The sequence below is a fragment of the Pantoea sp. DY-15 genome, assembly GCF_019795935.1.
In the GTDB taxonomy this organism is placed as follows: domain Bacteria; phylum Pseudomonadota; class Gammaproteobacteria; order Enterobacterales; family Enterobacteriaceae; genus Pantoea; species Pantoea leporis.
The window spans coordinates 160549-184080 of the sequence record NZ_JAIMIF010000003.1 but is presented as its reverse complement, the minus strand read 5'-3'; the positions used below and the strand labels follow the sequence as shown (position 1 = coordinate 184080).

The 23532-nt window shown below is 57.1% G+C and carries 23 protein-coding genes; 6 read left to right on the top strand and 17 right to left on the bottom strand.

Annotated features, from left to right (window positions below):
* The first annotated feature begins 130 nt into the window (after positions 1–130).
* Positions 131–3247: a multidrug efflux RND transporter permease AcrD gene (gene acrD / locus K5Y32_RS13435; protein ID WP_222184512.1), complete on the top strand. Its 3117-nt coding sequence runs from the start codon at positions 131–133 to the stop codon at positions 3245–3247.
* A 148-nt stretch (positions 3248–3395) separates the two neighbouring features.
* Here acrD and ypfM read toward each other — a convergent pair whose 3' ends face one another.
* Entirely contained in the window at positions 3396–3455 is a 60-nt protein-coding gene (gene ypfM / locus K5Y32_RS25040; RefSeq protein WP_137386901.1) for a protein YpfM, read from the bottom strand.
* Positions 3456–3859: 404 nt separating this feature from the next.
* On the opposite strand from ypfM, the gene K5Y32_RS13425 reads away from it, so the two are divergent.
* The 3 genes from K5Y32_RS13425 to K5Y32_RS13415 are packed head-to-tail and all read left to right on the top strand — an operon-like array spanning position 3860 to position 5565.
* Positions 3860–4228 (top strand): ArsC family reductase, encoded by a 369-nt coding sequence (locus K5Y32_RS13425; RefSeq protein ID WP_101763530.1) that lies wholly within the window; start codon positions 3860–3862, stop codon positions 4226–4228.
* Position 4229: 1 nt separating this feature from the next.
* Positions 4230–5357, top strand: coding sequence for a succinyl-diaminopimelate desuccinylase (gene dapE, locus K5Y32_RS13420; protein WP_179449927.1), 1128 nt, complete (start codon positions 4230–4232; stop codon positions 5355–5357).
* Between the two features lie 19 nt (positions 5358–5376).
* Positions 5377–5565: a YpfN family protein gene (locus K5Y32_RS13415; RefSeq protein ID WP_008108368.1), complete on the top strand. Its 189-nt coding sequence runs from the start codon at positions 5377–5379 to the stop codon at positions 5563–5565.
* A 47-nt stretch (positions 5566–5612) separates the two neighbouring features.
* On the opposite strand, the gene ypfH is transcribed toward K5Y32_RS13415, so the two are convergent.
* The 6 genes from ypfH to dapA all read right to left on the bottom strand — a co-directional run bounded on the left by ypfH (position 5613) and on the right by dapA (position 12156).
* Entirely contained in the window at positions 5613–6308 is a 696-nt protein-coding gene (ypfH, locus tag K5Y32_RS13410) for an esterase (protein ID WP_222184510.1), read from the bottom strand.
* Between the two features lie 73 nt (positions 6309–6381).
* A complete protein-coding gene (locus tag K5Y32_RS13405) occupies positions 6382–8340 on the bottom strand; it encodes a tRNA(Met) cytidine acetyltransferase TmcA (protein ID WP_370635110.1) in 1959 nt (652 codons plus the stop codon).
* Positions 8340–9212 (bottom strand): neutral zinc metallopeptidase, encoded by an 873-nt coding sequence (locus tag K5Y32_RS13400; RefSeq protein WP_222184508.1) that lies wholly within the window; start codon positions 9210–9212, stop codon positions 8340–8342. The genes K5Y32_RS13405 and K5Y32_RS13400 overlap by 1 nt, the downstream gene beginning before the upstream one ends.
* A 164-nt stretch (positions 9213–9376) precedes the next feature.
* Positions 9377–10090, bottom strand: coding sequence for a phosphoribosylaminoimidazolesuccinocarboxamide synthase (purC, locus tag K5Y32_RS13395; RefSeq protein ID WP_176971088.1), 714 nt, complete (start codon positions 10088–10090; stop codon positions 9377–9379).
* A 144-nt stretch (positions 10091–10234) separates the two neighbouring features.
* Positions 10235–11263: an outer membrane protein assembly factor BamC gene (bamC, locus tag K5Y32_RS13390; RefSeq protein WP_222184506.1), complete on the bottom strand. Its 1029-nt coding sequence runs from the start codon at positions 11261–11263 to the stop codon at positions 10235–10237.
* Between the two features lie 14 nt (positions 11264–11277).
* Positions 11278–12156, bottom strand: a complete 879-nt coding sequence (gene dapA, locus K5Y32_RS13385) for a 4-hydroxy-tetrahydrodipicolinate synthase (protein WP_222184504.1) — start codon at positions 12154–12156, stop codon at positions 11278–11280.
* Between the two features lie 143 nt (positions 12157–12299).
* Here dapA and K5Y32_RS13380 point away from each other — a divergent pair, with 143 nt between their 5' ends.
* Positions 12300–12866: a glycine cleavage system transcriptional repressor gene (locus K5Y32_RS13380; protein ID WP_218168177.1), complete on the top strand. Its 567-nt coding sequence runs from the start codon at positions 12300–12302 to the stop codon at positions 12864–12866.
* Positions 12867–13007: 141 nt separating this feature from the next.
* A complete protein-coding gene (gene bcp, locus K5Y32_RS13375) occupies positions 13008–13475 on the top strand; it encodes a thioredoxin-dependent thiol peroxidase (RefSeq protein WP_176971085.1) in 468 nt (155 codons plus the stop codon).
* Positions 13476–13509: 34 nt separating this feature from the next.
* Here bcp and K5Y32_RS13370 read toward each other — a convergent pair whose 3' ends face one another.
* The 10 genes from K5Y32_RS13370 to K5Y32_RS13325 all read right to left on the bottom strand — a co-directional run bounded on the left by K5Y32_RS13370 (position 13510) and on the right by K5Y32_RS13325 (position 23419).
* Positions 13510–14583, bottom strand: coding sequence for an AI-2E family transporter (locus tag K5Y32_RS13370; protein WP_176971084.1), 1074 nt, complete (start codon positions 14581–14583; stop codon positions 13510–13512).
* 65 nt (positions 14584–14648) lie between these two features.
* Positions 14649–16241, bottom strand: coding sequence for a sensor domain-containing diguanylate cyclase (locus tag K5Y32_RS13365; protein ID WP_222184502.1), 1593 nt, complete (start codon positions 16239–16241; stop codon positions 14649–14651).
* A gap of 165 nt (positions 16242–16406) precedes the next feature.
* The gene (locus K5Y32_RS13360) at positions 16407–17225 is read right to left on the bottom strand and encodes a phosphodiesterase (protein ID WP_255602668.1); all 819 of its coding nucleotides are present in this window, start codon (positions 17223–17225) and stop codon (positions 16407–16409) included.
* Positions 17226–17367: 142 nt separating this feature from the next.
* The gene (locus tag K5Y32_RS13355) at positions 17368–18351 is read right to left on the bottom strand and encodes an ABC transporter ATP-binding protein (protein WP_222184498.1); all 984 of its coding nucleotides are present in this window, start codon (positions 18349–18351) and stop codon (positions 17368–17370) included.
* Positions 18348–19160 carry an ABC transporter permease gene (locus K5Y32_RS13350; protein WP_101763519.1) on the bottom strand — a complete coding sequence of 271 codons (813 nt, stop codon included), beginning with the start codon at positions 19158–19160 and terminating at the stop codon, positions 18348–18350. The genes K5Y32_RS13355 and K5Y32_RS13350 overlap by 4 nt, the downstream gene beginning before the upstream one ends.
* Entirely contained in the window at positions 19157–20020 is an 864-nt protein-coding gene (locus K5Y32_RS13345) for an ABC transporter permease (RefSeq protein ID WP_222184496.1), read from the bottom strand. The genes K5Y32_RS13350 and K5Y32_RS13345 overlap by 4 nt, the downstream gene beginning before the upstream one ends.
* Positions 20020–21033: an ABC transporter substrate-binding protein gene (locus tag K5Y32_RS13340; RefSeq protein ID WP_222184494.1), complete on the bottom strand. Its 1014-nt coding sequence runs from the start codon at positions 21031–21033 to the stop codon at positions 20020–20022. Before K5Y32_RS13340 ends, K5Y32_RS13345 begins: the two co-directional genes overlap by 1 nt.
* Positions 21030–22055, bottom strand: coding sequence for a substrate-binding domain-containing protein (locus tag K5Y32_RS13335; protein ID WP_222184492.1), 1026 nt, complete (start codon positions 22053–22055; stop codon positions 21030–21032). The genes K5Y32_RS13340 and K5Y32_RS13335 overlap by 4 nt, the downstream gene beginning before the upstream one ends.
* 126 nt (positions 22056–22181) lie before the next feature.
* Positions 22182–22790, bottom strand: a complete 609-nt coding sequence (locus K5Y32_RS13330) for a DsrE family protein (protein WP_222184490.1) — start codon at positions 22788–22790, stop codon at positions 22182–22184.
* Between the two features lie 23 nt (positions 22791–22813).
* Positions 22814–23419 (bottom strand): DsrE family protein, encoded by a 606-nt coding sequence (locus tag K5Y32_RS13325; protein WP_222184488.1) that lies wholly within the window; start codon positions 23417–23419, stop codon positions 22814–22816.
* Positions 23420–23532: the final 113 nt, after the last annotated feature.

The window sequence follows — 23532 nt, the reverse complement described above, 5'->3', positions numbered from 1 at the left end:
GTGCCGCGTAGAGTGTCTGCAGCAGGAGTCTTTCGAGAGAGCAGTTTGCACTCCGCCAGCGTGACGCCGTCCGCGCATCGCGCTCATCATAATAAAAGTAAAAAATACGCAGTTGAGGAGTGTCGGTTCCATGTCGAATTTTTTTATCGACCGCCCCATTTTTGCCTGGGTTCTGTCTATTCTGCTCTGCCTGTGCGGCACGCTGGCGATCATCTCGCTACCGGTTGAGCAATATCCCGACCTCGCGCCGCCTAACGTGCGTATCACCGCCAACTATCCCGGCGCATCCGCGGAAACGCTGGAAAATACCGTCACGCAAGTTATCGAACAGAATATGACCGGCATCGATAATTTAATGTACATGTCCTCCAACAGCAGCAATACCGGCCAGGCACAAATCACCCTCACCTTTACCGCCGGCACCAACCCCGATGAAGCGCGCCAGCAGGTACAAAACCAGCTGCAGAGTGCGCTGCGCAAACTGCCCGCGGCGGTACAGTCACAAGGCGTGACGGTTAACAAAACCGGTGATAGCAACATCCTGATGATTGCCTTCGTCTCTACCGACGGAAGTATGGACAAACAGGATATTTCAGATTATGTCGCCAGTAACATTCAGGATCCGCTCAGCCGTGTTGATGGCGTCGGCCAGGTTGATGCTTACGGCTCGCAATATGCGATGCGTATCTGGCTCGATCCCAACCAGCTGATTGCCTACGCGCTGACCACCGAAGACGTGGTGAGCGCGATTGAATCGCAAAATGCGCAGGTGGCGGTGGGTCAGGTAGGCGGATTGCCGTCGGTGGACAAACAAGCGCTCAACGCCACGGTGAATGCGCAGTCGATGCTGCAAACCCCGGCGCAGTTCAAAGCGGTGACGCTGAAAACCAACAGCGACGGCTCGGTGGTGACGCTCGGCGATGTGGCGGATGTGGCGATGGGCGCGGAAAAGTATGACTTCCTCAGCCGCTACAATGGTCAGGCGGCATCGGGGCTCGGCATTAAGCTGGCTTCCGGTGCCAATGAGATGAACACCGACAAACTGGTGCGCGAGCGAATTGAGGAGTTATCGCATTACTTCCCGCACGGGCTGGAAGCCAAAGTCGCTTACGAAACCACGCCATTCGTTAAGGCCTCGATTAAAGACGTGGTGAAAACCCTGCTGGAAGCGATCCTGCTGGTGTTCCTCGTGATGTACCTGTTCCTGCAAAACTTCCGTGCCACGCTGATTCCGACTATTGCCGTGCCGGTGGTGCTGCTCGGCACCTTTGCGGTGCTCTATGCCTTTGGTTACAGCATCAACACCTTGACGATGTTCGCGATGGTGCTCGCCATCGGCTTACTGGTGGATGATGCCATCGTGGTGGTGGAAAACGTCGAGCGCATCATGAGCGAGGAAGGTCTGTCGCCGCGCGCCGCCACGCGCAAATCGATGGGCCAGATTCAGGGCGCGCTGGTCGGCATTGCGCTGGTGCTGTCGGCGGTGTTTGTGCCGATGGCGTTCTTCGGCGGCACCGTCGGCGCTATCTATCGCCAGTTCTCGATCACTATCGTTTCGGCGATGGTGCTTTCGGTATTGGTGGCGATGATTCTGACGCCCGCGCTCTGTTCCACGCTGCTGAAACCGCTGGAGCAAGGCCATCATCACGGTCGTCGTGGCTTCTTCGGCTGGTTTAACCGCACCTTCAACGCCAGCGCGGAACGTTACGAGCGCGGCGTCGCCAAAATTCTGCGCAAAGGCGGTCGCTGGCTGCTGCTCTATCTCGCAATTATCGGCCTTATGGCATTCCTGTTTATTCGCCTGCCCACCTCGTTCCTGCCGCTGGAAGATCGCGGCGTATTCCTGACGCAGGTGCAATTGCCCGCCGGTTCAACGCTGCAACAAACCTCGAACGTGGTGGCGAAGGTCGAGAATTACTACATGACGCAGGAGAAAGACAATGTGGTTTCGGTGTTCTCCACCATCGGTGCCGGGCCCGGCGGTAACGGCCAGAACGTCGCGCGCCTGTTCGTTCGCTTGAAAGATTGGGAAGAGCGTCCGGGCAGCGATCGCACCTCTTTCGCCATCATCGAGCGCGCGACTAAAGCCTTCCACACGATCAACGAAGCGCGCGTTATCGCCAGCAGCCCGCCCGCGATTACCGGCATGGGCAGTTCGTCGGGCTTCGATATGGAGCTGCAGGATCACGGCGGCATCGGCCACACGCAGCTAATGGCAATGCGCGATAAATTGCTTGAGCTGGCTGACAGCAATCCGGCGCTGTCGCGCGTGCGTCACAACGGCCTCGACGACAGCCCACAGTTGCAAATTGATGTCGACCAGCGCAAAGCGCAGGCGCTTGGCGTGTCGCTGGATACCATCAATGACACCTTAACCACCGCGTGGGGCTCGACCTACGTTAATGACTTCCTCGATCGTGGCCGCGTGAAGAAAGTCTACGTGCAGGCGGCGGCTGAGTTCCGCATGCTGCCGGAAGACGTGAATAAGTGGTATGTGCGTAACAACAGCGGCAGCATGGTGCCCTTCTCTGCCTTCGCCACCAGCCATTGGCAAACCGGTTCACCGCGTCTGGAGCGCTACAACGGTTACTCTGCGCTAGAGATTGTCGGTGAAGCGGCGAACGGCGTCAGCAGCGGTACCGCGATGGACGAGATGGAGAAACTGGTTGGGCAGCTGCCGCTGGGCGTAGGCTTCCAGTGGACCGGCGCCTCCTATCAGGAGCGCTTATCCGGTTCGCAGGCGCCGGCGCTGTATGCGATTTCGCTGCTGGTGGTATTCCTGTGTCTGGCGGCGTTGTATGAGAGCTGGTCAATTCCATTCTCAGTGATGCTGGTGGTGCCGCTCGGCGTGGTGGGCGCACTGGTGGCAACCTGGATGCGCGGGCTGGAGAACGATGTCTATTTCCAGGTGGGCTTGCTCACGGTGATTGGCTTGTCGGCGAAGAATGCCATTTTGATTGTCGAGTTCGCCAATGAGATCAACAGTAAAGGCCGCGAGCTGATGGAGTCGACGCTGGAAGCCTCGCGTCAGCGTCTGCGCCCGATTCTGATGACTTCGCTGGCGTTTATCTTCGGCGTGCTGCCGATGGCCATCAGCAGCGGTGCCGGTTCCGGCAGCCAGCACGCGGTGGGTACCGGCGTGATGGGCGGGATGATTTCTGCCACCGTGCTGGCGATTTTCTTTGTACCGCTGTTCTTTGTGGTGGTACGCCGCCGCTTCCCGCTAAAAGAGAAGCCGCACGATTGAGCGTGCCATTGCGCACCGTGCATTTATTCGGTCGCCATGAATGGCGATCCTACAAAAAAAGCCGCCATGAACATCCATGGCGGCTTTATTGTTGTGTGTGGTAAGAATTACAGCAAGTTGGGAAGTGCCCTGCTTTTCTCTTCACGCGTTACTTACGTAACATCGCTTCGATGAATTCTTTCCAGTTTCCCATTTCGGTGTCGACCATAAAACCCTCTCTTATTGTAGCGGCAATTCTACGCCGTTTTTTTCTGGTGGTGAATACGTTTCCACCTGTTATCACTATCGGCAAAAGCGTAGAAAAGCTTCAATCTGTTGAAATTGCGTACTGACGCACATTTCAGCAACTCTATAATGCGGCAGGAAAAATGGCTGACTTAAATCGGCTAGCAGAAATCTGCATTTAGGATAATCCTTAGTGGTTTAATGATATCGCAGGCAATTATTAAGTGCGTAAGTGAAAGCGCTTCCTGGCCCTAAGTAATAAAATTTATAACGGCTTAAGGGTCATGAAAAATGGGTGAATAAGGCCGGCTTTCACTGTCAGCGCTCACAGCCCTTAGAGCGCTGTGGTAAACTCGCGCTTTATTTTTTACTCAACGGGAATAAGCGATGACAGCGCAGTGGGTGATGTACGGAATTAAAAATTGCGACACGATTAAAAAAGCACGCAACTATTTAGCGTCTTCCGGTATCGACTACTGTTTTCACGACTATCGCGTGGAGGGCATTGACGACGCGCTGCTGCAATCGTTTATCGATCAGCTCGGTTATGAGGCGCTGCTGAATACGCGCGGTACCACGTGGCGCAAGCTGCCGGAAGCCGAACGCGACGCGGTAAACGATGCCGCCAGCGCCAAAGCGGTGATGCTGGCGCAGCCTGCCATCATTAAGCGTCCGGTGTTAGCCGCGCCGAATGGCGATCTGCTGGTCGGCTTCAAAGATTCCCTTTATTCCGCCTTTATCCAGGAGAAGTCATAACATGTTCTGTCCGGTTATTGAGCTGGCTCAGCAGCTTATCCGTCGCCCGTCACTCAGCCCGGATGATGCCGGTTGTCAGGCGCTGCTGATTGCGCGTCTGGAAGCCATCGGCTTCACGGTCGAGCCAATGCACATTGGCGATACGCTGAACTTTTGGGCGACGCGCGGCCAGGGCGAAACGCTGGCGTTTGCCGGTCATACCGATGTGGTACCGCCGGGCGACGCCAACCGCTGGATCAGCCCGCCGTTTGAGCCCAGCATCCGCGACGGCATGCTGTTTGGCCGCGGTGCCGCCGATATGAAAGGTTCGCTGGCGGCGATGGTGGTGGCAGCGGAACGCTTTGTTGCCGCTAATCCGCAGCATAAAGGTCGCCTGGCGTTTCTGATTACTTCCGATGAAGAAGCCAGCGCGGTTAACGGTACGGTGAAAGTGGTTGAGCGCTTGATGGCGCGCAATGAACGCATGGATTATTGCCTGGTCGGCGAACCGTCGAGCACCGAGATCGTGGGTGACGTGGTGAAGAATGGCCGTCGCGGCTCAATGACAGCTAATCTCACCATTCACGGCGTGCAGGGCCACGTAGCCTATCCGCATCTGGCGGATAATCCGGTGCATCGCGCCATGCCGGCGCTGAATGAGCTGGTGGAGACAGTTTGGGATGAAGGCAACGAATTCTTTCCGCCGACCAGCATGCAGATCGCCAACGTGCAGGCCGGAACCGGCAGCAACAACGTAATTCCTGGCGAATTCTTTGTGCAGTTCAACTTCCGTTTCAGCACGCAGTTGACCGATCAGATGATTAAAGATCGCGTGGCGGAGCTGCTCGATCGTCATCAGCTGCGCTATACGCTGGAGTGGAATGTTTCCGGCCAGCCATTCCTGACATCACGCGGTAAGCTGGTGGATGCCGTGGTGAACGCTGTGGCGCACTATAATGAGATTAAGCCGCAGTTGCTGACTACCGGCGGCACCTCCGATGGGCGCTTCATTGCGCGCATGGGTGCGCAGGTGGTGGAACTGGGCCCGGTGAACGCCACCATTCATAAGATCAATGAGTGCGTGAAAGCGTCAGATTTGCAGATGCTGAGCCGTATGTATCAGCGCATCATGGAACAGCTGATCGCCTAAGCGCAAAAGGAGAAAGGGGATGGAATTCTTTAAAGAGTACTGGTGGATCCTGGTGATCCTGCTGATGGTTGGTATTTTGATGAACGTTTACAAAGACCTAAAACGTATCGACCATAAAAAATTCATGGACAACAAACCGACGTTACCGCCGCATCGTGATTTCAACGATAAATGGGATGACGAGGACGACTGGCCGAAAAAGAAATAATCGTCATATCGCAAACGGCGCGATAACTCGCGCCGTTACGCATCCTGCTACATCATCATCACCACATCATCATCGCCCGGCTTCGCACCGCTTAGCGCCTCATCGAAGTAACGACGCGGCACGGTATAACGCAGATGATTCAGCGCCAGCTCCATGCTGCGATCGTTAATCGCGTGCGGTAAATCTTCCACCACATCCAGCGTGACATCGCCGCCCAACGAAATCAGACGTTGCTTCGCCTCTTCAGCGTGCTGCAGCGGGATCTGTTCGTCGTAATCGCCATGAATCAGATGAATGGTGTTACGCGTGCTGGCCCGCAACGGCAATGTGGCATAGCGGCCGCTAAACACAATCGCGCGTCCCGCCAAATCCGGCTGCGCTTTCATGCCTTCCAGCACCATGATGCCGCCCTGGGAAAAGCCCACCAGCGCCGTAGCTTCAGCACGCACACCGCTCTCTTGCTGCCAGTGACGCACCGATGCCACGAACTCTGGCATGATCGCATCCACGCCCTGCTGTTCCGAACGATCGTGCGGCGGAATATCGGCAAACCACTGACGTCCTTGCGGCACGCTGCCCGCGTAAGGTGCGCCGACCGACACCACCAGCGCTTGCGGGAACGCTTTTGCGAACCAGCTACCAATCTGCGCCATCGAATCCGGGTTGTCGTTGATGCCGTGATACAGCAGAAACAGCTGTTCTGCACTGCTGGGTTGCTGAACAATTACATATCGTAGTGCCATAAGATCCTCCTCAAATCACTATACGCCGCTGCGGGCACAGAGATATCGGGAAAATTTGAACGAGATAATGGATTTATTGCAATGAACGCAGCCGCTGCGCCGCGTCGGGATTGAGGCGAATCAGTGCTGCGCCAGCTTCCGATCGCAGCTGGTTTATCAAGGCTTTACGCCCGCTGAGACCGGCATGTTGCGCGGCATCGGTTAGCGTCTGTTTTTGCAGCAGGATGGCATTCAACAACGGTGAAGGAGACTGGCGCACCAGCCGCTGTAGCGCCGCGTAGCTGGCTTCGAACGGGCGCTGCGCCCAGGCAAAACCGGCCAGCAGCGCCCAGTCATCCTCGTTTAGCTGCTGGCCGGCATCGCTTACCAGCGTTAACGGTAAATCTATAATCGCTTGCAGCCACGGCCAATCACGCGCCAGCCGCTGCGCTGCCTGTTGTTGTAGCGCTTCACCGGCCGCAGAGATTGCCAGCATCGCCATCGCCGCATAGCAGCCGCTGCTGGCTTCGCGCTGCGAGCCAATCCGCACTAGCGTAAAACCGCAGGCGCGCCAGAAGTGCCACAAAGATTCGGTGTAGCCGAAACTCACCGAGAGATAATCACAATTCTGCGCCTGTTTATGTGCCGTGGCCACCAGCGCTTTGCCGATCCCGCGCTGGCGCTGTGACGCCTGCACCGCAATCCGGCTAATGCGCAGTGAGCGCAGCGTCGCCGCCTGCGCGAACCCGGCATGGGCCGCCAGCGATTGCGCCACCAGATTGCCGCGTGGCCGACGATGACCGGCCCACACCGCGTCGGCCAGTACCTGATCCAATCCGCCCTCTTCCACCAGCCACAGCGCGCCAGTTACCTGATCGGCTTCACCCGCCAACCAAAAGCGCATGCCGGGCGCATCCAGCATGCGCCGCAAATCCAGTGGCGAAGTGCGATAGTGCGCGCTGGCAAGCAGGCGATAGCCCGCTTCCAGCGCCGCTACGTTGTGGTCTGGCGTTGCTGGATAAATCGCGATAGCACCGCTTGTGCGGCTCTCCTGCGCATCTTCAAACAGCAACGCCTGGCTGAGCCACTGCTCCAGCGGATCGTTCGGCGACCAGCGCAACGGCTCGTCGAGCTGGTAGTAGCGCACGTCAGGTAAGGTGGCGCAGAAGCGCAGCATAAAGCCGCGTCCGGTGCCTTCGTAACCTTGCACGGTGGTGATAAGCAGCACGCGCGAGAAACGTTGCACCAGCTGTTGCAGGATGGGCGCGGGAATGGCGGCCGCTTCATCGACAATAAGCCATTGCGCCTGAAGCGGATTTTCCTGCGCGAGAATGGCATCGGGTGCCATGAAACTGAAGTGCTCACCAGCAAACGCTGCCAGCACCGCCGTGGAGACTTTAGCTGGCGCCGTGACTAAACAGTGTTGATTGCGCTGCACCAGCATGCCGGCCAACGCGGATTTGCCGCGACCGCGCGCGGCAGTGATCACTGCAACGCCTTGCGGCATCGCTTCAAGTTGTTCAAGAATTTGCGACTGCTGCTGCGGTGCCTGACAGCGCCAGTCGGGCAGATGCGTTTCCACGGGATAACGCACCGCTTGATGCTGACGTTGCAACATCACCTGCGCGTCTTGCCGCATCAGTGCTTGCAGGTGGTGGATAAAATGCGGCGTGGCGATCGGCTCGGCGACATCCGCCCAGCGCAGGCTGTCGGCATCGGTTTGCTTGGGCCAACTTTCCCAATCAGGCGTTAACAGCAATAACCAGCTGCCCGCGCGTAAGGTTCCGGCCAGCGCTGCAAAAGCTTCAGCGTGAAAACCGCGGCGGGCATCAAATATCGCATGCTGGAATTCACGGCCCAGCAAGGTGCGTAAGGCAGCGGGCGCGACGGCGTGCGGGAAATCGGCGCTGTCGCTCAGCGTCAGCCAGTCGCCGGGCAGCGCGGTGTGCCAACCTGTGGCCTCCTGCTGCGCCCACTCCGCATCACCCGCAATAACGCAAAGGCGGCGAATGCCTGCACGCTGCATCGCCGCCGTCGGTTCAATCAAGGAGATCACTTGCTAGCGAAGGTGTTGCACTGGCCGGGATCGCCGCTATCAAAACCGCGTTTCAGCCAGGTGTAACGCTGCTGAGAGGTGCCATGCGTGAAGCTGTCTGGCACTACGCGGCCCTGACCTTTCTGTTGCAGGCGATCGTCGCCAATTGCTTCAGCGGCGTTGAGCGCTTCCTGCAGATCGCCCACTTCCAGAATGTTTTGCTGATCCATGTAATGGCCCCAAACGCCGGCGAAGCAATCCGCCTGCAGCTCCATTTTCACCGACAGCTGATTCGCCTGCGCCTGGCTCACGCCCTGCTGCATCTGGCGCACTTTCGGCTCAATACCCAGCAGCTTTTGTACGTGATGCCCCACTTCATGCGCAATCACATAGCCTTGCGCAAAGTCGCCACCGGCACCGAGTTTGGTTTTCATGTCATCGTAGAATGACAAATCGATATACACGGTTTGATCGGCAGGACAGTAAAACGGCCCCATCGCCGATTGGCCGGTCCCGCAGTTGGTGCGCGTTGCCCCGCGATACATCACCAGCTTCGGCGGCACGTACTTTTTGTTCATCTGCTGGAACAGCTTGCTCCAGGTATCTTCGGTGGTTGCCAGAATCACCGAGGTGAATTTGGCATCTTCGTTGCTCTGCGCGCTGTTTGCCTGACGCTGCTGCGACGTTGGCGCGACATTACCCCCGCCGCCTTCCAATAGCGCGGTGAGGTCGTAGCCGTAATAGCCGGCAACGGCGACCACCACCAGCAAGATAAGGCCGCCTTTGCCGCGTGGAATACGGATTTGCCGTCCACCGCCGCCGCCAAGGCCTGGTGAATCATTGCGTCGATCTTCTACATTGTCGCTCTCACGACGCCCTTGCCAGCGCATGGTCTAACTCCTTTAAACATGTTTGGCATGATTTTAGTTGGCGGCAGCGGTAAGCACCAGTGTTGTAGTGACAGAACACCGTTGCGCCGTGATTTATGACGACCTGAATTGCGGGCATAAAAAAAGGTCGTCATAAATGACGACCCTACGAGAGACGTATGGACTTAGTCCAGCTTGACACCTAAACGGTGTGCAACTTCTTCGTACGCTTCAACCAGGCCGCCGAGGCTCTGACGGAAACGGTCTTTGTCCATTTTGTCCATGGTGTTTTTGTCCCACAGACGCGCGCCATCTGGCGAGAACTCATCGCCCAGCACCACTTCGCCGTTGAACAGACCAAACTCCAGCTTGAAGTCGACCAGGATCAAACCTGCGTCATCAAACAGTTTGCTCAGCACATCATTGGCTTTGAAGGTCAGCTCTTGCATGCGTGCCAGATTCGCTTTGCTCACCCAGCCGAAGGTTTCGCAATAGGATTCGTTGACCATTGGGTCGTGTTTGGCGTCATCTTTCAGGAAGAGATCAAACAGCGGTGGATTGAGCACAATGCCCTCTTCCACGCCCAGACGTTTTACCAGCGATCCTGCCGCACGGTTGCGTACCACGCACTCTACCGGCACCATCTCCAGCTTTTTCACCAGCGCTTCGTTATCCGACAGCAGCGCTTCCATCTGGGTCGGAATGCCCGCTTCCTGCAATTTGGTCATGATGAAATGGTTAAACTTGTTGTTTACCATTCCTTTGCGATCAAACTGCTCGATTCGTGCACCGTCTCCTGCTGACGTATCGTTGCGGAATTCAAGTACCAGCAGATCCGGATTATCGGTGCTGTATACGGTTTTCGCTTTACCGCGATACAACTCAGCTCGCTTTTGCATCTTGTTAACTCCAAACATGAAAGAACCCGTGTTCAGCGGTGTTTCACCGCGCGCCGATTGCGTGACGCAATCGTTTACTTCGCCGGGCGCTATTATGCCAAATCCAAAACAAAAAGGCCGGAGAATCTCCGGCCCTTTGGCAATTTATTTCAGCGCGCCTTGAATCACCTGCACCAGCGCGTCGTTCTGCGCCTGGGTTAGCACGTGACCTTTCGGATCGATGAACTGCAGACTGCTGCGGTTATCCAGATCGCCAACCTGCAATTTGTAATCGCCGTTGGGTAGTTCTGGATCTTTGGCGCCGATCTGATCCCACACGCCGCTGCCCGGCTGTTTGTAGGTCACTTTCAGGCTGCCCTGCGAACGGTTGTCATCCGTGATTTCCATGCCCACGCGTTTCAGCGCCGCTGGCAAACGCTGCCAGGTGACGTTAAACGGTGCGCGCAGAATCAACAGCGGTAAACCGGTGTCATCCGCGCCGCTCTGCACATCAATCTGTCCGGTGGCACGGTTGGCCGCCGCATCCTGGCTGGCAGAATCGACTTTATCCAGACCGGTGCTGATGTCGTTCAACATCTGGCCGGTATAGCGTTGAATCTGTGCCGGAGAAGTAACGGCTTGACCCGACTGCTGCAGTTCCAGCAAACGTACGGTCAGCACTTGCTGATAGCTCTGATTCTGCACGCTGATCTGATAGCGACCGCGATACTGGTTATCTTCGTCAGCACGGTTCCACTGCACCCAATCGGTGGTCAGCTGTTGCGAAGCGTCATCACGCTGGGCAATCGGGAACTTGTAAGACTGAATCACACCCACAACCTGCGACCAGATAGAACCACGGCTGCTTTCGACTGCCAGCACGCCCGTATTACCGGTGAACTGTGCACGCGTGCCGTTCAACAGCGCCAGCGGCTGGGCTGGCGGACGAATATCCAGCTCTTTGCCCACTGCGCCTTTCGCCACGTTATGCGGAACATCGTAATCACCATTCTGCAACGGCAGAATCATGCCCGCTGGGGCTTTTAAATCGTGCAGCTCAGGCGCCTGCAGGTAAGATTCATCACCGCTGACCTGGCGCTTATAACGCTGATCGTTGGAACACGCTGTGAGCAGCATCAGGGTGGAAAGGCCCACTACCGTTGCCAGCGTCGAGCGCTTAACTGAATAACTCATTGATTCTCCCTAAATTATCGCAGACCCGCTTTAATCAGCGCTTGCGCCGTTTTCGCCTGACCGGCTTCGGTCAGTGGCGTCATTGGCAAACGCAGCGTGTCATCCGCGATTAATCCTAGCTGTTTTGCTGCCCATTTCACCGGGATTGGATTGGGTTCACAGAAAAGCGTCTGGTGCAGATGCATCAGACGCTGATTCAGGCGACGCGCTTCGGCGAATTTGCCCTGTTGCGCCAAGGCACAGAGTTCAACCATTTCACGCGCTGCAATGTTAGCCGTGACCGAAATTACGCCTTTGCCGCCCAGTTGCATGGAGTCCAGCGCCGTCGCGTCATCGCCGCTGACGATGATGAACTCATCATTAACCAGCTCTTGGATCTGTGAGACACGCGATAAGTTCCCGGTGGCCTCTTTGATTCCGATAATATTTTTAATTTCGGCCAGACGCGCGACGGTTTCCGGCAGCATGTCGCAACCGGTACGCGAAGGAACGTTATACAGCATCTGCGGCAGATCGGTACTTTCCGCAATGGCTTTAAAGTGCTGGAACAGACCTTCCTGCGTCGGACGGTTGTAATAAGGCGTGACCGTTAAACAGCCCACCACACCGCTGCCGGTAAAGCGTTTGGTCAGAGAAATGCCTTCAGCAGTGGCATTTGCACCGGTGCCGGCGATAACCGGAATACGGCCATCCGCCAGTTCCAGGGTTTGCATAACCACATCACCGTGCTCGTCATGGCTGAGCGTGGCAGATTCGCCGGTGGTGCCAACAGAAACAATCGCCGCGGTGCCGCTGGCAACATGATAATCAATCAGTTTTTTCAAACTTTCGCGGCAGACATTACCTTTTTCATTCATTGGCGTAATGAGCGCAACAATACTTCCGGTGAACATGGGCTATCCCCTCGACAAACAAGTGCCTCATGTTACGTTTTACATTGAAAGAAAAGCAAGCGAGCCACGCCATTCCCGCGCTTGTCAGCAGTTTTTTTTATGTTTACCTTATAGTTATTAGCGAACGTACAGGAAATGCCATTTTGTCGCAGTCACAGCCTCACCATCTGGTGATCACCGCACTGGGCGTTGATCGTCCGGGTATCGTCAATACCATCACCCGCCACGTCAGCAGCTGCGGCTGTAATATCGAAGACAGCCGTTTAGCGATGCTGGGCGATGAGTTCACCTTTATCATGCTGCTGTCCGGTAGCTGGAATGCGATAACCCTGATTGAATCGACGCTGCCGATGAAAGGTGCCGAGCTGGAGTTGCTGATTGTGATGAAGCGCACCAATGCGCGCGCCACGCCACCGATGCCCGCCACCGTATGGGTGCAAATCGAAGTGCCGGATTCACCGCACATCATTGAGCGCTTCACCGATCTGTTCGATAAACATCAGATGAACATTGCCGAACTGGTGTCGAGAATTAAACCGGCGCAGGATGGCGTGGCACCGACGCTCTATATTCAAATAACGGCGCACAGCCCGGCCAATCAGTTCAGTGCGCCCATCGAGCAGGCTTTCAATCAGCTGTGCGAAGAACTGCATGCACAAGGCTCAATTCGTCTTTATAGTGTCACCGACGATGCTGACAGCACCGTTTAATCAGGCTCCGGGTTATTTCGCCACACACTCTGCCGCTGCGGCAAACCGTGTTGTGAAATAACCCTGACGGTAAACACCACCTGGCACTTTTGCTCTTGATGGTGTATTACCCACAGCATGTAAAAAAAATGGAGAGTTGTGATGAATCCACTGAAAGCCGGTGATACCGCACCGAAATTTAGTTTGCCCGACCAGGACGGCGAACAAGTAAATTTGGCCGACTTCCAGGGACAGCGCGTTCTGGTCTATTTCTATCCGAAAGCCATGACGCCGGGTTGCACCGTGCAGGCTTGCGGCCTGCGCGACAACATGGATGAGTTGAAAACTGAGGGCGTTGTTGTGCTGGGTATCAGCACCGACAAAGCGGAGAAGCTGTCACGCTTTGCCGATAAAGAGCTGCTGAACTTCACGCTGTTATCGGATGAAGATCATCAGGTGTGCGAGCAGTTTGGCGTCTGGGGTGAGAAAACCTTTATGGGCAAAACCTATGACGGCATTCACCGCATCAGCTTCCTGATTGATGCCAACGGCAACGTTGAGAAAGTGTTCGACGATTTCAAAACCTCCAATCACCACGACATCGTGCTGGATTATCTGAAGTCAGCCTGATGTAAACGGGTGCGCAGGTCGCACCCGTTTTCTTTTACTCTGCGCGTGGCTCCTCGAGCGCCGGTGTTTCCGGCCACGCACGCACCACCGCTTTTACCAGCGTCGCCAGCGGAATCGCAAAGAACACGCCCCAGAATCCCCACATCCCACCGAAAATCACCACTGACAGAATGATCACCAACGGATGCAGGTTAACCGCTTCAGAGAACAGAATCGGCACCAGCACGTTGCCATCCAGCGCCTGAATCACCAGATAAATAGCGATCATGGTCCAGAAATCGCTGCCCAATCCCCACTGGAACAGACCAACGCCGATCACCGGAATGGTGACCACCATCGCGCCGATGTAGGGAATCAACACGGAAATGCCGACCAGCACCGCCAGCAGCAGCGAATAGTTGAGGCCGAGCAGCAGGAATGCCAGCCAGGTGACAAAGCCCACCGCCACCATCTCCAGCACTTTGCCGCGAATATAGTTGGTGATCTGCTGATTCATCTCTTGCCACACCACGCCCGCCAAACCGCGATTACGCGGCAGCACGCGGCGTACCGCATTCAGCATCTGCTCTTTATCTTTCAGCAGGAAAAACACCATCAGCGGCACCAGCACCAGATAGATCATCAGCGTCATCAAACCGACCAGCGACGCCAGCGAATACTTCACCAGCGATTCGCCGAGGCCGGTGAGACGGCTGCGCAGGTTCTCGACGATGATATCGATGATGCCGGCATCAACCAGCGCCGGATAGCGCTTCGGCAAGCCTGCGGCAAACACGTAGAGCTTATTCAGCATGTTGGGCAAGTCGCGCGTCAGGTTGATGCCCTGCTGCCACGCCACCGGCGCAACAATCAGCACCATCACCAGCAAGATGCCCGCAAACACCACCAGCACCGCGCTGGTTGCCCAGGTTCGGCTACAGCCAACACGCTGCAAGCGTACCGTTGGCCACTCCAGCAGATAAGCCAGCACTAACGCTACCAGCAGCGGTGCCAGCAAACCGCTGAGGAAGAACAGAATGCAAAACGCCGCCAGCAGAATCACCAGCAGCCCGATGGCCTGCGGATCGCTGAAGCGGCGTTTGTACCATTGATAAAGCAGAACGAGCATTTTTACTTCCAGTTGTACGTAGGGTCGCCATTCATGGCGACCGATTGATAATTTGATTGAGGGGATTAATGCGTAATGCTACTGACCAACGCATCCTGACCGGAGATCATCACGCAGTTGCGTCCGGCATTTTTCGCCTGATAGAGCGCGGCATCGGCCTGCTTGAGGCTTTGCTCCTGCGAACCACTTTCCGGCTGCCAGTCGGCAATGCCCACCGACAGCGTGACATTGCCAACCTGATCAATCCAGTTTTCCGCAATGCTGATGCGCACGCGCTCGGCCAAAATGCGTGCATCCTCAACCGACGTCGCAGGCAGCAGCATCAGGAACTCTTCCCCGCCGTTACGGCACACCACATCGGTTTGACGTGCGCTGCCGCGTAAGGTTCGCGCCACATGTTTAATCACTTCATCACCGACGTCATGACCGAAGGTATCGTTGACCCGTTTGAAATGATCGATATCCAGCGCCAGCACCGAGAACGGTTGGCGCATGGTGGCGAAGTAGTCGAGCACCGCGCTCAGGCCTCGACGGTTAAGCAGATTGGTCATGGGATCGCTCTGCACTTCCGATTTCAGGCGACCAATCTTATCCTGCACTAAACCAATACCGGTGAGCAGCGCGCGTTTGACCTGCGCCGCTTCGAAATACCAGGCGCGAATGCCGCCAATCTCGTTCGACACGCCCTGGGAATCCATCTGGCTGGCTTTGCGCGCCAGTTGCCACAGCGGCAGCGCAATCAGACGCGCCAGAATCACCGCCACCAGCAAGGTCAGCAGCGCAAATGGCACCGAGTTTTTCAACACTTTCAGCAGCAAGCCGGTGAGCGGCGCCAGCGTGACATCGGTGGGTTTGAGCGCCACCACCATCCAGCCGGTGGTGGGCACGATGGCGTAACCGGCCAGCTTAGGCACGTTCTCTTCCGTCAGTTGCACTTCACCGTTGGTTTTCTCCTCGCGTTGGCGATCGCTAACGATGCCCGGCACGCTTTTACCAATCAGCTGGGTATTCTGGTGGTACAGCACCTGATTATTGCGATCCAGCACGTAAACATGCGTGCCATCGCGATAGAACTGCTCGCCGAGCAGCGCGTTGAGGATGCTTTTCTTCTTCAGATAGATGGTGCCGCCAACGTAGCCAAGGTAACGTCCGTCTTTGCTCCAGATCGGCCAGGAGACAAACACAATCAGATTATTGGCGGCGGAGATGCTGGGTTTGCTGACCATCGGCTGACGCTGCGCCAGCGCTTCACGCGAAGCCTGGCTGGTGAGCTGCATGCCTTTCAGCATCAGCGATTCAGGTGAAATGGCTTTCACGATGCCGTTGCTGTCCACCACCGCCACCGAGTTAAAGCTATTAGTTTGCTCACGCAGGCGATTGACTTCCTGCTGCGCCAAATCGGCATCATCAAAATCATTGCCCAGCTGCGTCGCGCTGTAGTGCAGCTGCGACTGAGCCAGCTGAAAGAAGACCTCTGTCGTCGCCGCCAGTTTAGTGGCGTAAGCGCGATTGGCTTCGAGGGTGCTTTCGATCAGGACCATACGTTGTACGCGCCAGGTGGCGTACAGCGTGTTGGCAAGTGTGATGACGATGCTGGTGATCGCCAACAGCGCGATCAGCGTGCGCAGGTCAGTTTTTGGCCGCAGGCGCGTTAGCATAGCGCACCGACCTTAGTGAATAGATTCATCGATATGTGTGCCTGACAGTCTTGTTATAATTGGATGCACTTGCCCTGGTGAGCTAACGGGCGATTGTACACCTCCAACGCAAATTGAGCACGAAGCATCCTGTCAGCCACACACAATTCTTTCTCTGCGCTGGCGCTAATCGATCAAACCGTTGGCATCGTAAAACGGCCACGGACCGGGATAATCACCGATGGCACACAAATGGGTACTCATGCCCTGCTGCGCATGCCAGCGATGCAGCAGAAAACCCGGCGGCTCCAGCACAAAATTAGCTGGGCCATTTTCAGCGAGATCAAACGCCACCTGATGTGATACGCCCGGCGCCACGCACGCCAGCGTACCGGCAAAACGCGCCTGCACTGAGCGATGCAGATGGCCGCTCAGCACGCGTTCCACCTGCGGATGGCGCTGGATAATCGCCGCCAGCGCCGCCGGATTGCGCAGCGGCTGGTTATCCATATGTTTGATGCCGCAAAGAAACGGCGGATGATGCAGCATCACGAGCGTCGGCAACTGCGGCTGACGCTGCAACTGCTCATCAAGCCAGTGCAACTGCACTTCATCCACATAACCCCACGGCTGCTGCGGCACGCTGGAATCGAGCGCCAGCAGTTGCACACCTTTCACCTGCATCTGCCAGTTCAGGGTTGCTCCGTGCTGCAGATAGTGATGATCCGGGAACGCCGCACGCAGCGCCTGGCGATCGTCGTGGTTGCCCGGCATCAGCAGAAACGGCAGCTGCAGTTGGCGCAGCGCCTGCTTTAACGTTTGATACTCTGCCGCGGTGCCGAAATCGACCAGATCACCGGTCATCACCACCATGTCGGGGCGCGGCGCAAGGCGGTTTAGCGTCTCAATCACCCGCAGTAGCGCGGCTTGGGTGTCGACTTTTTTATAGGATAAACGGCCGTAGGCCTTGATGTGTAAATCGCTGATTTGCGCGATGAGCGTCATTGCTTCAGACACGAATTTTTCCTTTGGATATTTGGGTGCTAATCGGTCGCCATTAATGGCGACCCTACGACGGCATTGCATAGATTTATGGCGACGGTACTGCGCGCTTTTGTAGGGTCGCCATTTATGGCGACCGTGCCAATTATGAAAACTGCAGCGCGGCGTCATGCGCCAGCGTCCAGCTCACCGCTTGTCCGGCATGCCAGGCTTCACGCGCGTGGCGATCCACCTGAATTGGCGTCGCCAACCCGATGTCGATCATCAGCCGCTGCGACGCGCCCAAAAAGGTGCTGGCGACGATAAAACCCTGGCGCGGATAGCGCTCATCGCTGGCCAGTAGCACATCTTCCGGGCGGCAGAAACGTTGCAGATTGCCGCGCGTATCGACATCCACGCAGTTAATCGCGCCAACAAAATCGGCGACAAATTTTGACGCCGGATGCTGATAGATATTCTGCGGCGTATCGATCTGCACCAAACGTCCCTGCTCCATCACCGCAATACGATCGCCGAGCGCCATCGCTTCCTGCTGATCGTGCGTTACGTAAACGGCGGTGATCGCCAGCTTCTTCAGCAGCGCGCCGATCTCCAGACGCAGACGATCGCGCAGGCGCGCATCCAGCGCCGCCAGCGGCTCATCAAACAGCAGCACTTTGGGCCGCGCGGCTAATGCGCGCGCCAGCGCTACACGCTGCTTCTGGCCGCCGGAGAGTTTGTCGATGCTGCGCTGCGCCAGCGCGGTGAGATCCACCAGCGCCAGCATCTCCTGTACGCGCGCTTCCCGTTCGGCACGCGCCACGCCCTGCACTTTCAGGCCGTACGCTACGTTCCCGGCCACATTGAGATTCGGGAACAGCGCGTAGTTCTGGAACACCATGCCGACGTTGCGTTTTTCAATCGGTAAAGCGGTAACGTTGCGATCGTCAAACCACACTTCGCCGCCGACATCGCAGCTTTCCAGCCCGCTGATTATGCGCAGCGTGGTAGTTTTGCCGCAGCCGGACGGCCCCAGCAGCACCAGCGTTTCGCCGGCATGCACCGTGAGATCAAGCGGTTGCAGCGCCTGATGATGATTAAAATGACGTGCGCAGCCGCGCAGCGTCACGGTAACGGCCGCAGGATTCATGCTGCCTCCTTGTGTTGGCGCGAAACCGCGCGGTTAAGCCAGTGATTCACGGCATTGAGCATCAGCAGCAGCGGCAGAATCATCAGAATGAAAATCAGCGTGTAGGCGGAACCCACTTCCAGCCGCATCGAGGCGTAGCTGTCGGCAAGGCCAACCGGCAAGGTTTTGGTCAGCGGCGTGTGCAGCATCCATGTAATGTTGAATTCCCCCACCGACAGCGTGATCACCATAAAAGCGCCGGCGAGAATGCCGTTACGGCAGTTCGGCACCACCACGGTAAAGAAGCGCTGCCACAAGCTGGCGCCAAGGCTGGCCGAGGCTTCTTCCAGGCGCGGCATATCTACCGCCTGCATCACCGCCAGTACAGGTCGCATCATAAATGGCAAGGTAAACAGCACGTGACCAATCAGGATGAACAGCCAGCTGTCACGCAGACCGGAAAACTGGCCGTAGAGCAGAATGATGCCGAGCGCGGTAGCCAGACCGGGCAGCGCCACCGGCAGCATCAAGCACTCTTCAATACGCGCCGCCCAGCGGCCCGGCGCTTTCAGCAATCCCCACGCGGCGGGAACACCAATCACCAAGGTGACCAACAGGCAGAACAGCGCGATCAGCAGTGACAGCCAGAAAGTATCGGCGTACATCTGCCACACTTGCTCCACCCACTTCAGCGTGAAGCCGCTGCGCAGGCCGATGAAGTAGTTATTGGTGACGCCCGCCAGCATCGACAGCACCACCGGCACGATCATAAACAGCGCGGTGATGGCGGTGATAAGCAGTTGCAGGCTAAACAGTCCACGACGTTTCATGATTGCACCTCTTTCGCCTGCGCCATACGGCGCGCCAGCATCAGCGCCAGCCAGGCGCATCCGCCCATCAACACCGACAGCGCAGCGGCGGTGGCAAAGTTGGCGTAGTTGGTGAACTCGCCGTAAATGGTCAGCGGCAGCACCGCCAAATCGGTGCCGAGCGTAAAGGCGGTGCCAAAAGCGCCCATGCTGGTGGCGAAGCACAGCGCGCCGGTAGATAGCAGCGCCGGTTGCAGGCCGGGCACAATCACATCCCAGGTGATGCGCCACTGGCTGGCACCGAGCGAACGCGCCGCCTCTTCCAGCGAGCGATCGAGTTTTTCACTGGCCGCCACCAGCGTGACGATGGCGCGCGGCAGCGAGAAATAGAGGTAACCGATAAACAGACCCGCCAGCGAATAGGCCAGCGTCCAGCGCTCATGCAGCAAACTCATACTGATTTGCGCCAGCAATCCCTGACGTCCAGCCAGCATCACCACCAGAAAACCCACCACCACGCCGGGAAACGCCAGCGGAAAGGTCAGCAACGCCAGCAAGGTGCCGCGCCCGGCAAAGCGCTGGCGCGCCAGAAAGCAGCCGACGATAGCGGCGATGAGTAACGTCACCAGCGTCACCGCCAGCGACAGCAGCACAGTGTTCAGCAGGCTCAGCAGATAGTGCGGCTGCGTGATCACCGTCCAGTAACCGCTGTGCTGGGTGCTGCGATCGTCCTGCATGCCGATTTGCAGCAGGCGGGCAAACGGCAGCAGCCAGAAAGCGCAGAAGAACAGCAGCGCGGGCAGCGTCAGCCACAACCAGCGGCTGCCCGGTTGCGTAGGTATCTGGCGGCGCGAGGCCGCCAGGGTGTCAGCCATCGACATTAACGCATCTCGCTCAGGTATGTCGCCGAGAAGGCCTTCTGCGCATCGGCCATCTGCTGATAGTTCACGGTTTGCGCACGCGCATAATCGCTGTCTGGCAGGAAGAATTTCTTAGCGTCTGCTGACATCGCCGAGGTGCGTACCGGACGCAGGAAGGCATTCGCCCAAATAGCCTGACCTTTATCCGACAACACGTAGTCGATCACTTTCTTGCCGTTGTCTGCGTGCGGCGCGTTCTTCACCAGGCTGATGACGTACGGCACCGTAACCGTGCCCTCTTTCGGGATCACAAAGGCGACATTGGCGTGATCTTTATATTTGGCGCGATAGGCGTTGAAGTCGTAGTCGAGCAGGATCGGAATCTCACCGGAGATCAGGCGCGCGTAGGCAGTCTGCTTCGGTACGATTGGCTGGTTAGCCTGTAATTTTTTGAACCACGTCAGCGCGGGCGTGAAGTCCTGCATGTTGCCGCCCTTCGCCTGGTTGACCGCCACAGCCGCCACGTAACCGACAAAGGCGCTAGCCGGATCGAGGTAGCCAATCATGCCTTTGTATTCCGGCTTCAGCAGATCCTCCCAGGATTGCGGCACCGGCGCGCCGCCCAGCGCATCGACGTTAACCATAAAGCCCATGGTGCCGGAGTGCAGCGCCACCCATTTGCCGTCGGAATCTTTCATTCCGGCTGGGATCTCGTCCCAATGCGCGGGCTTATAGGCGCTGATGACACCGGCGCTGTCCGCCTGGATGCCAAAACTGACGCCGTAATAAACCACATCTGCCACTGGATTGCCCTGCTCCGCCACCAGTTGCGCCAGCGCCTGGCCGGAGTTTTTGTTGTCCTGCGGTACCTGAATGCCGGTGTCTTTGGCAATGGCGTTAAGCTGGGTTCCCCAATCCGCCCATTCGGGAGGACAGTTGTAGCAGATCGCCGTATCGGCGGCTTGCGCCAGCGAACTGAACAGCGAGCCGGCGGTCAGTGCTAGAGCCCCGGCAATCATTGTGACTTTTTTCATGATGGTTCCCTGATATTGGCAATGGAAGAAAAAGTGGTTGCTGGCGCGGCGATACTGGCACCGAGCCTTAATCGATGTGGCAGCACGCGCGTGCCGCGGCTGGCTTGTTGTAACAGCATGTCGATCGCCCCGGCGCCGAGCATGTCAGCTGGCTGGCTCACGCTCGCCAGCGACGGCGCGATGTGCTCGCCGATATCGATGCCATCAAAACCCATCACCGACAGCTGCTGCGGAATGCGCACTCCGGCGCGCGCCGCAGCACCAATCAGGCTGATGGCGAGCAGATCGTTGGTGCAGATCACCGCGCTGAGCGGCGTGTTGCCACTCAGCTGCGGCTGCAGCAGCGTGAAGTCGGATTGCGTATGGCTGGGCATTTCAATGACCGGCAGCGCGTCGAGTCCGGCTTGTTGCATCGCATCGCAATAGCCCTGATAGCGCAGACGGGCGCGATCCGATTGCAGCATGGGACCGGCCACCATGCCGATGTGGCGATGGCCGAGCTGCAGCAGGTGTTCGGTGGCTTGCTGCATCGCCTGGCGGTTATCGACGCAAATCGCGGGCCAGTGCGTGGCCTGCGGCACGTTGTGCGTCAGGACAAACGGCATGCTGGCTTGATGCAGCGTATGCAGGATGGCGCTGTTATCGGCGTCGGCGACGGTGAGCACCAAACCGGCAACGCGCTGGTTCAGCATGTGCTCCACAATCGCCGCTTCCCGCTCGGGCTGATAATCGCTCGTTGCCACCAGCAGGCCGTAACCGGCGGCACGCGCCTGACGCTCCATCGCTTGCAGTTGGCGGGCGAAGATCGGATTCAGCAGCGACGGCAGCAGCACGCCGAAGGTGGTTGAACTTTGGGTACGCAGTTGGCGGGCAATATGATTGGGGCGAAAGCCGAGCTGCTCAGAGGCGCTTAACACCTTTTCCAGCGTGTCAGCACGCAGCAGGTGCGGATCAGAGAATGCGCGGGCGGCGGTAGCGCGAGAAACGCCAGCCAGTTTGGCCACGCTGATTAAATCGGACATGTTCGCCTCGTAAAGTGCCAATGAGATCGATCTCATTGGCGCTTAAAGTAGCGGCGAACTGTGACAGCAACATCGCGGATAAATGACAGCGAGATGACAGCAGCGCGAACTGCTGTCAGGCAGGAATTACAACATCAGGAAGGCGTAACCTTCGTTCTGCAGCGACGCCACGGTGGTGCCGCTCGACAGCGTGTGGGTGACGCGCGTATCGATCCAGTTGCGCTCCAGCTGATGGAAAGCCACCGACTGATCGCAAATAGTCACTTTCACGCCGGCTTTTTTCAGCTCATCAATCAGCTTGAGATTGGGGTTATCGGTGCCGTAGGTTTTGCGGAACTGCTCATTATTCAATGCCGCAGGAACCGCATCGCTGTTAATCGACACCACAAATTTCAGCTGATCGAGCGGTACGCCCGCCGCGTAATAGAGGTTGGTGACGCGCGCCACGCGCTCCAGCCCGAGGTTGGCCTGATGAATATCGCCTTCATTACGGTTGATCTGGAAGACGATTTTATTGCTCAATCCCGGCGTGGTGGCCGGATTGTAGTCCGGTACATTCACAAAGTGGATTTTGCCGTAACCGTCGATCGCCGGCGTGCTCCAGAAATCAGCCGGTTCACTTTTCTTGTCAGCAAATTTGTCGCTGACCTTGTCGACCAATTCGGGGAGCTGTAATACATTGCCGCCGACAAACCCTGCCAGAGCCGCAATAACGATATAGGATGCTGGACGCATTTCACTTCTCCTGTGCCTGAGATTTACATCTGTAAGAGTGCATAACCCTGATTTTCCAGCGTCGACACGGTGGTCGGGCTGGAGAGTGCATGAATCACCGATGGGTCAATCCACTCTCTCGGGAAGTGATGGAACGCCACCGACTGATCGCATACAGAAACCTTCACGCCCAACTTATTCAGTGCGCCGATCAGCGCCAGATTGGGGTTGTCCGCTTTGTAGAACTGCTGGAAATGCGCGTTGTCCAGCATCGCTGGCGTGGCATCACCGGTGACCGATACCACAAAGTGCAGGTCGTCAGCCGGTACGCCCGAAGCGATATAGAGATTGACCACGCGCGCTACGCGCTCCAGTCCAAGATTTGGGCGCGTCATCTCCCCTTCACTGCGGGTAATTTGAAACACCACTTTGTTGCTTAAACCGACCACCGGTTTGAAAGCCGCATCCGGTTCGTAATGGATTTTGCCGTAGCCGTCGACGGCGGGCGTGCTCCAGAAGCCGTCGGGATCGGTGGGTGTAGAGGAAAAATGGCTGACAACACGCTGATACAGGTCATCACCTTTACTCACGGTGGCGCCTACAAAGCCACCGACAATTGCGATAAGGGCGTATGAAACTACAGAACGCATAAAAACTCTCCGGCTTACACTGCGCGTCAATTCACAGTCCGTTTGAATAAAGTGCCTTATCTATACCACAGCGTGAGCAAGGCAAAACTCCTGTAGTGACGGGCTGTCCGGCG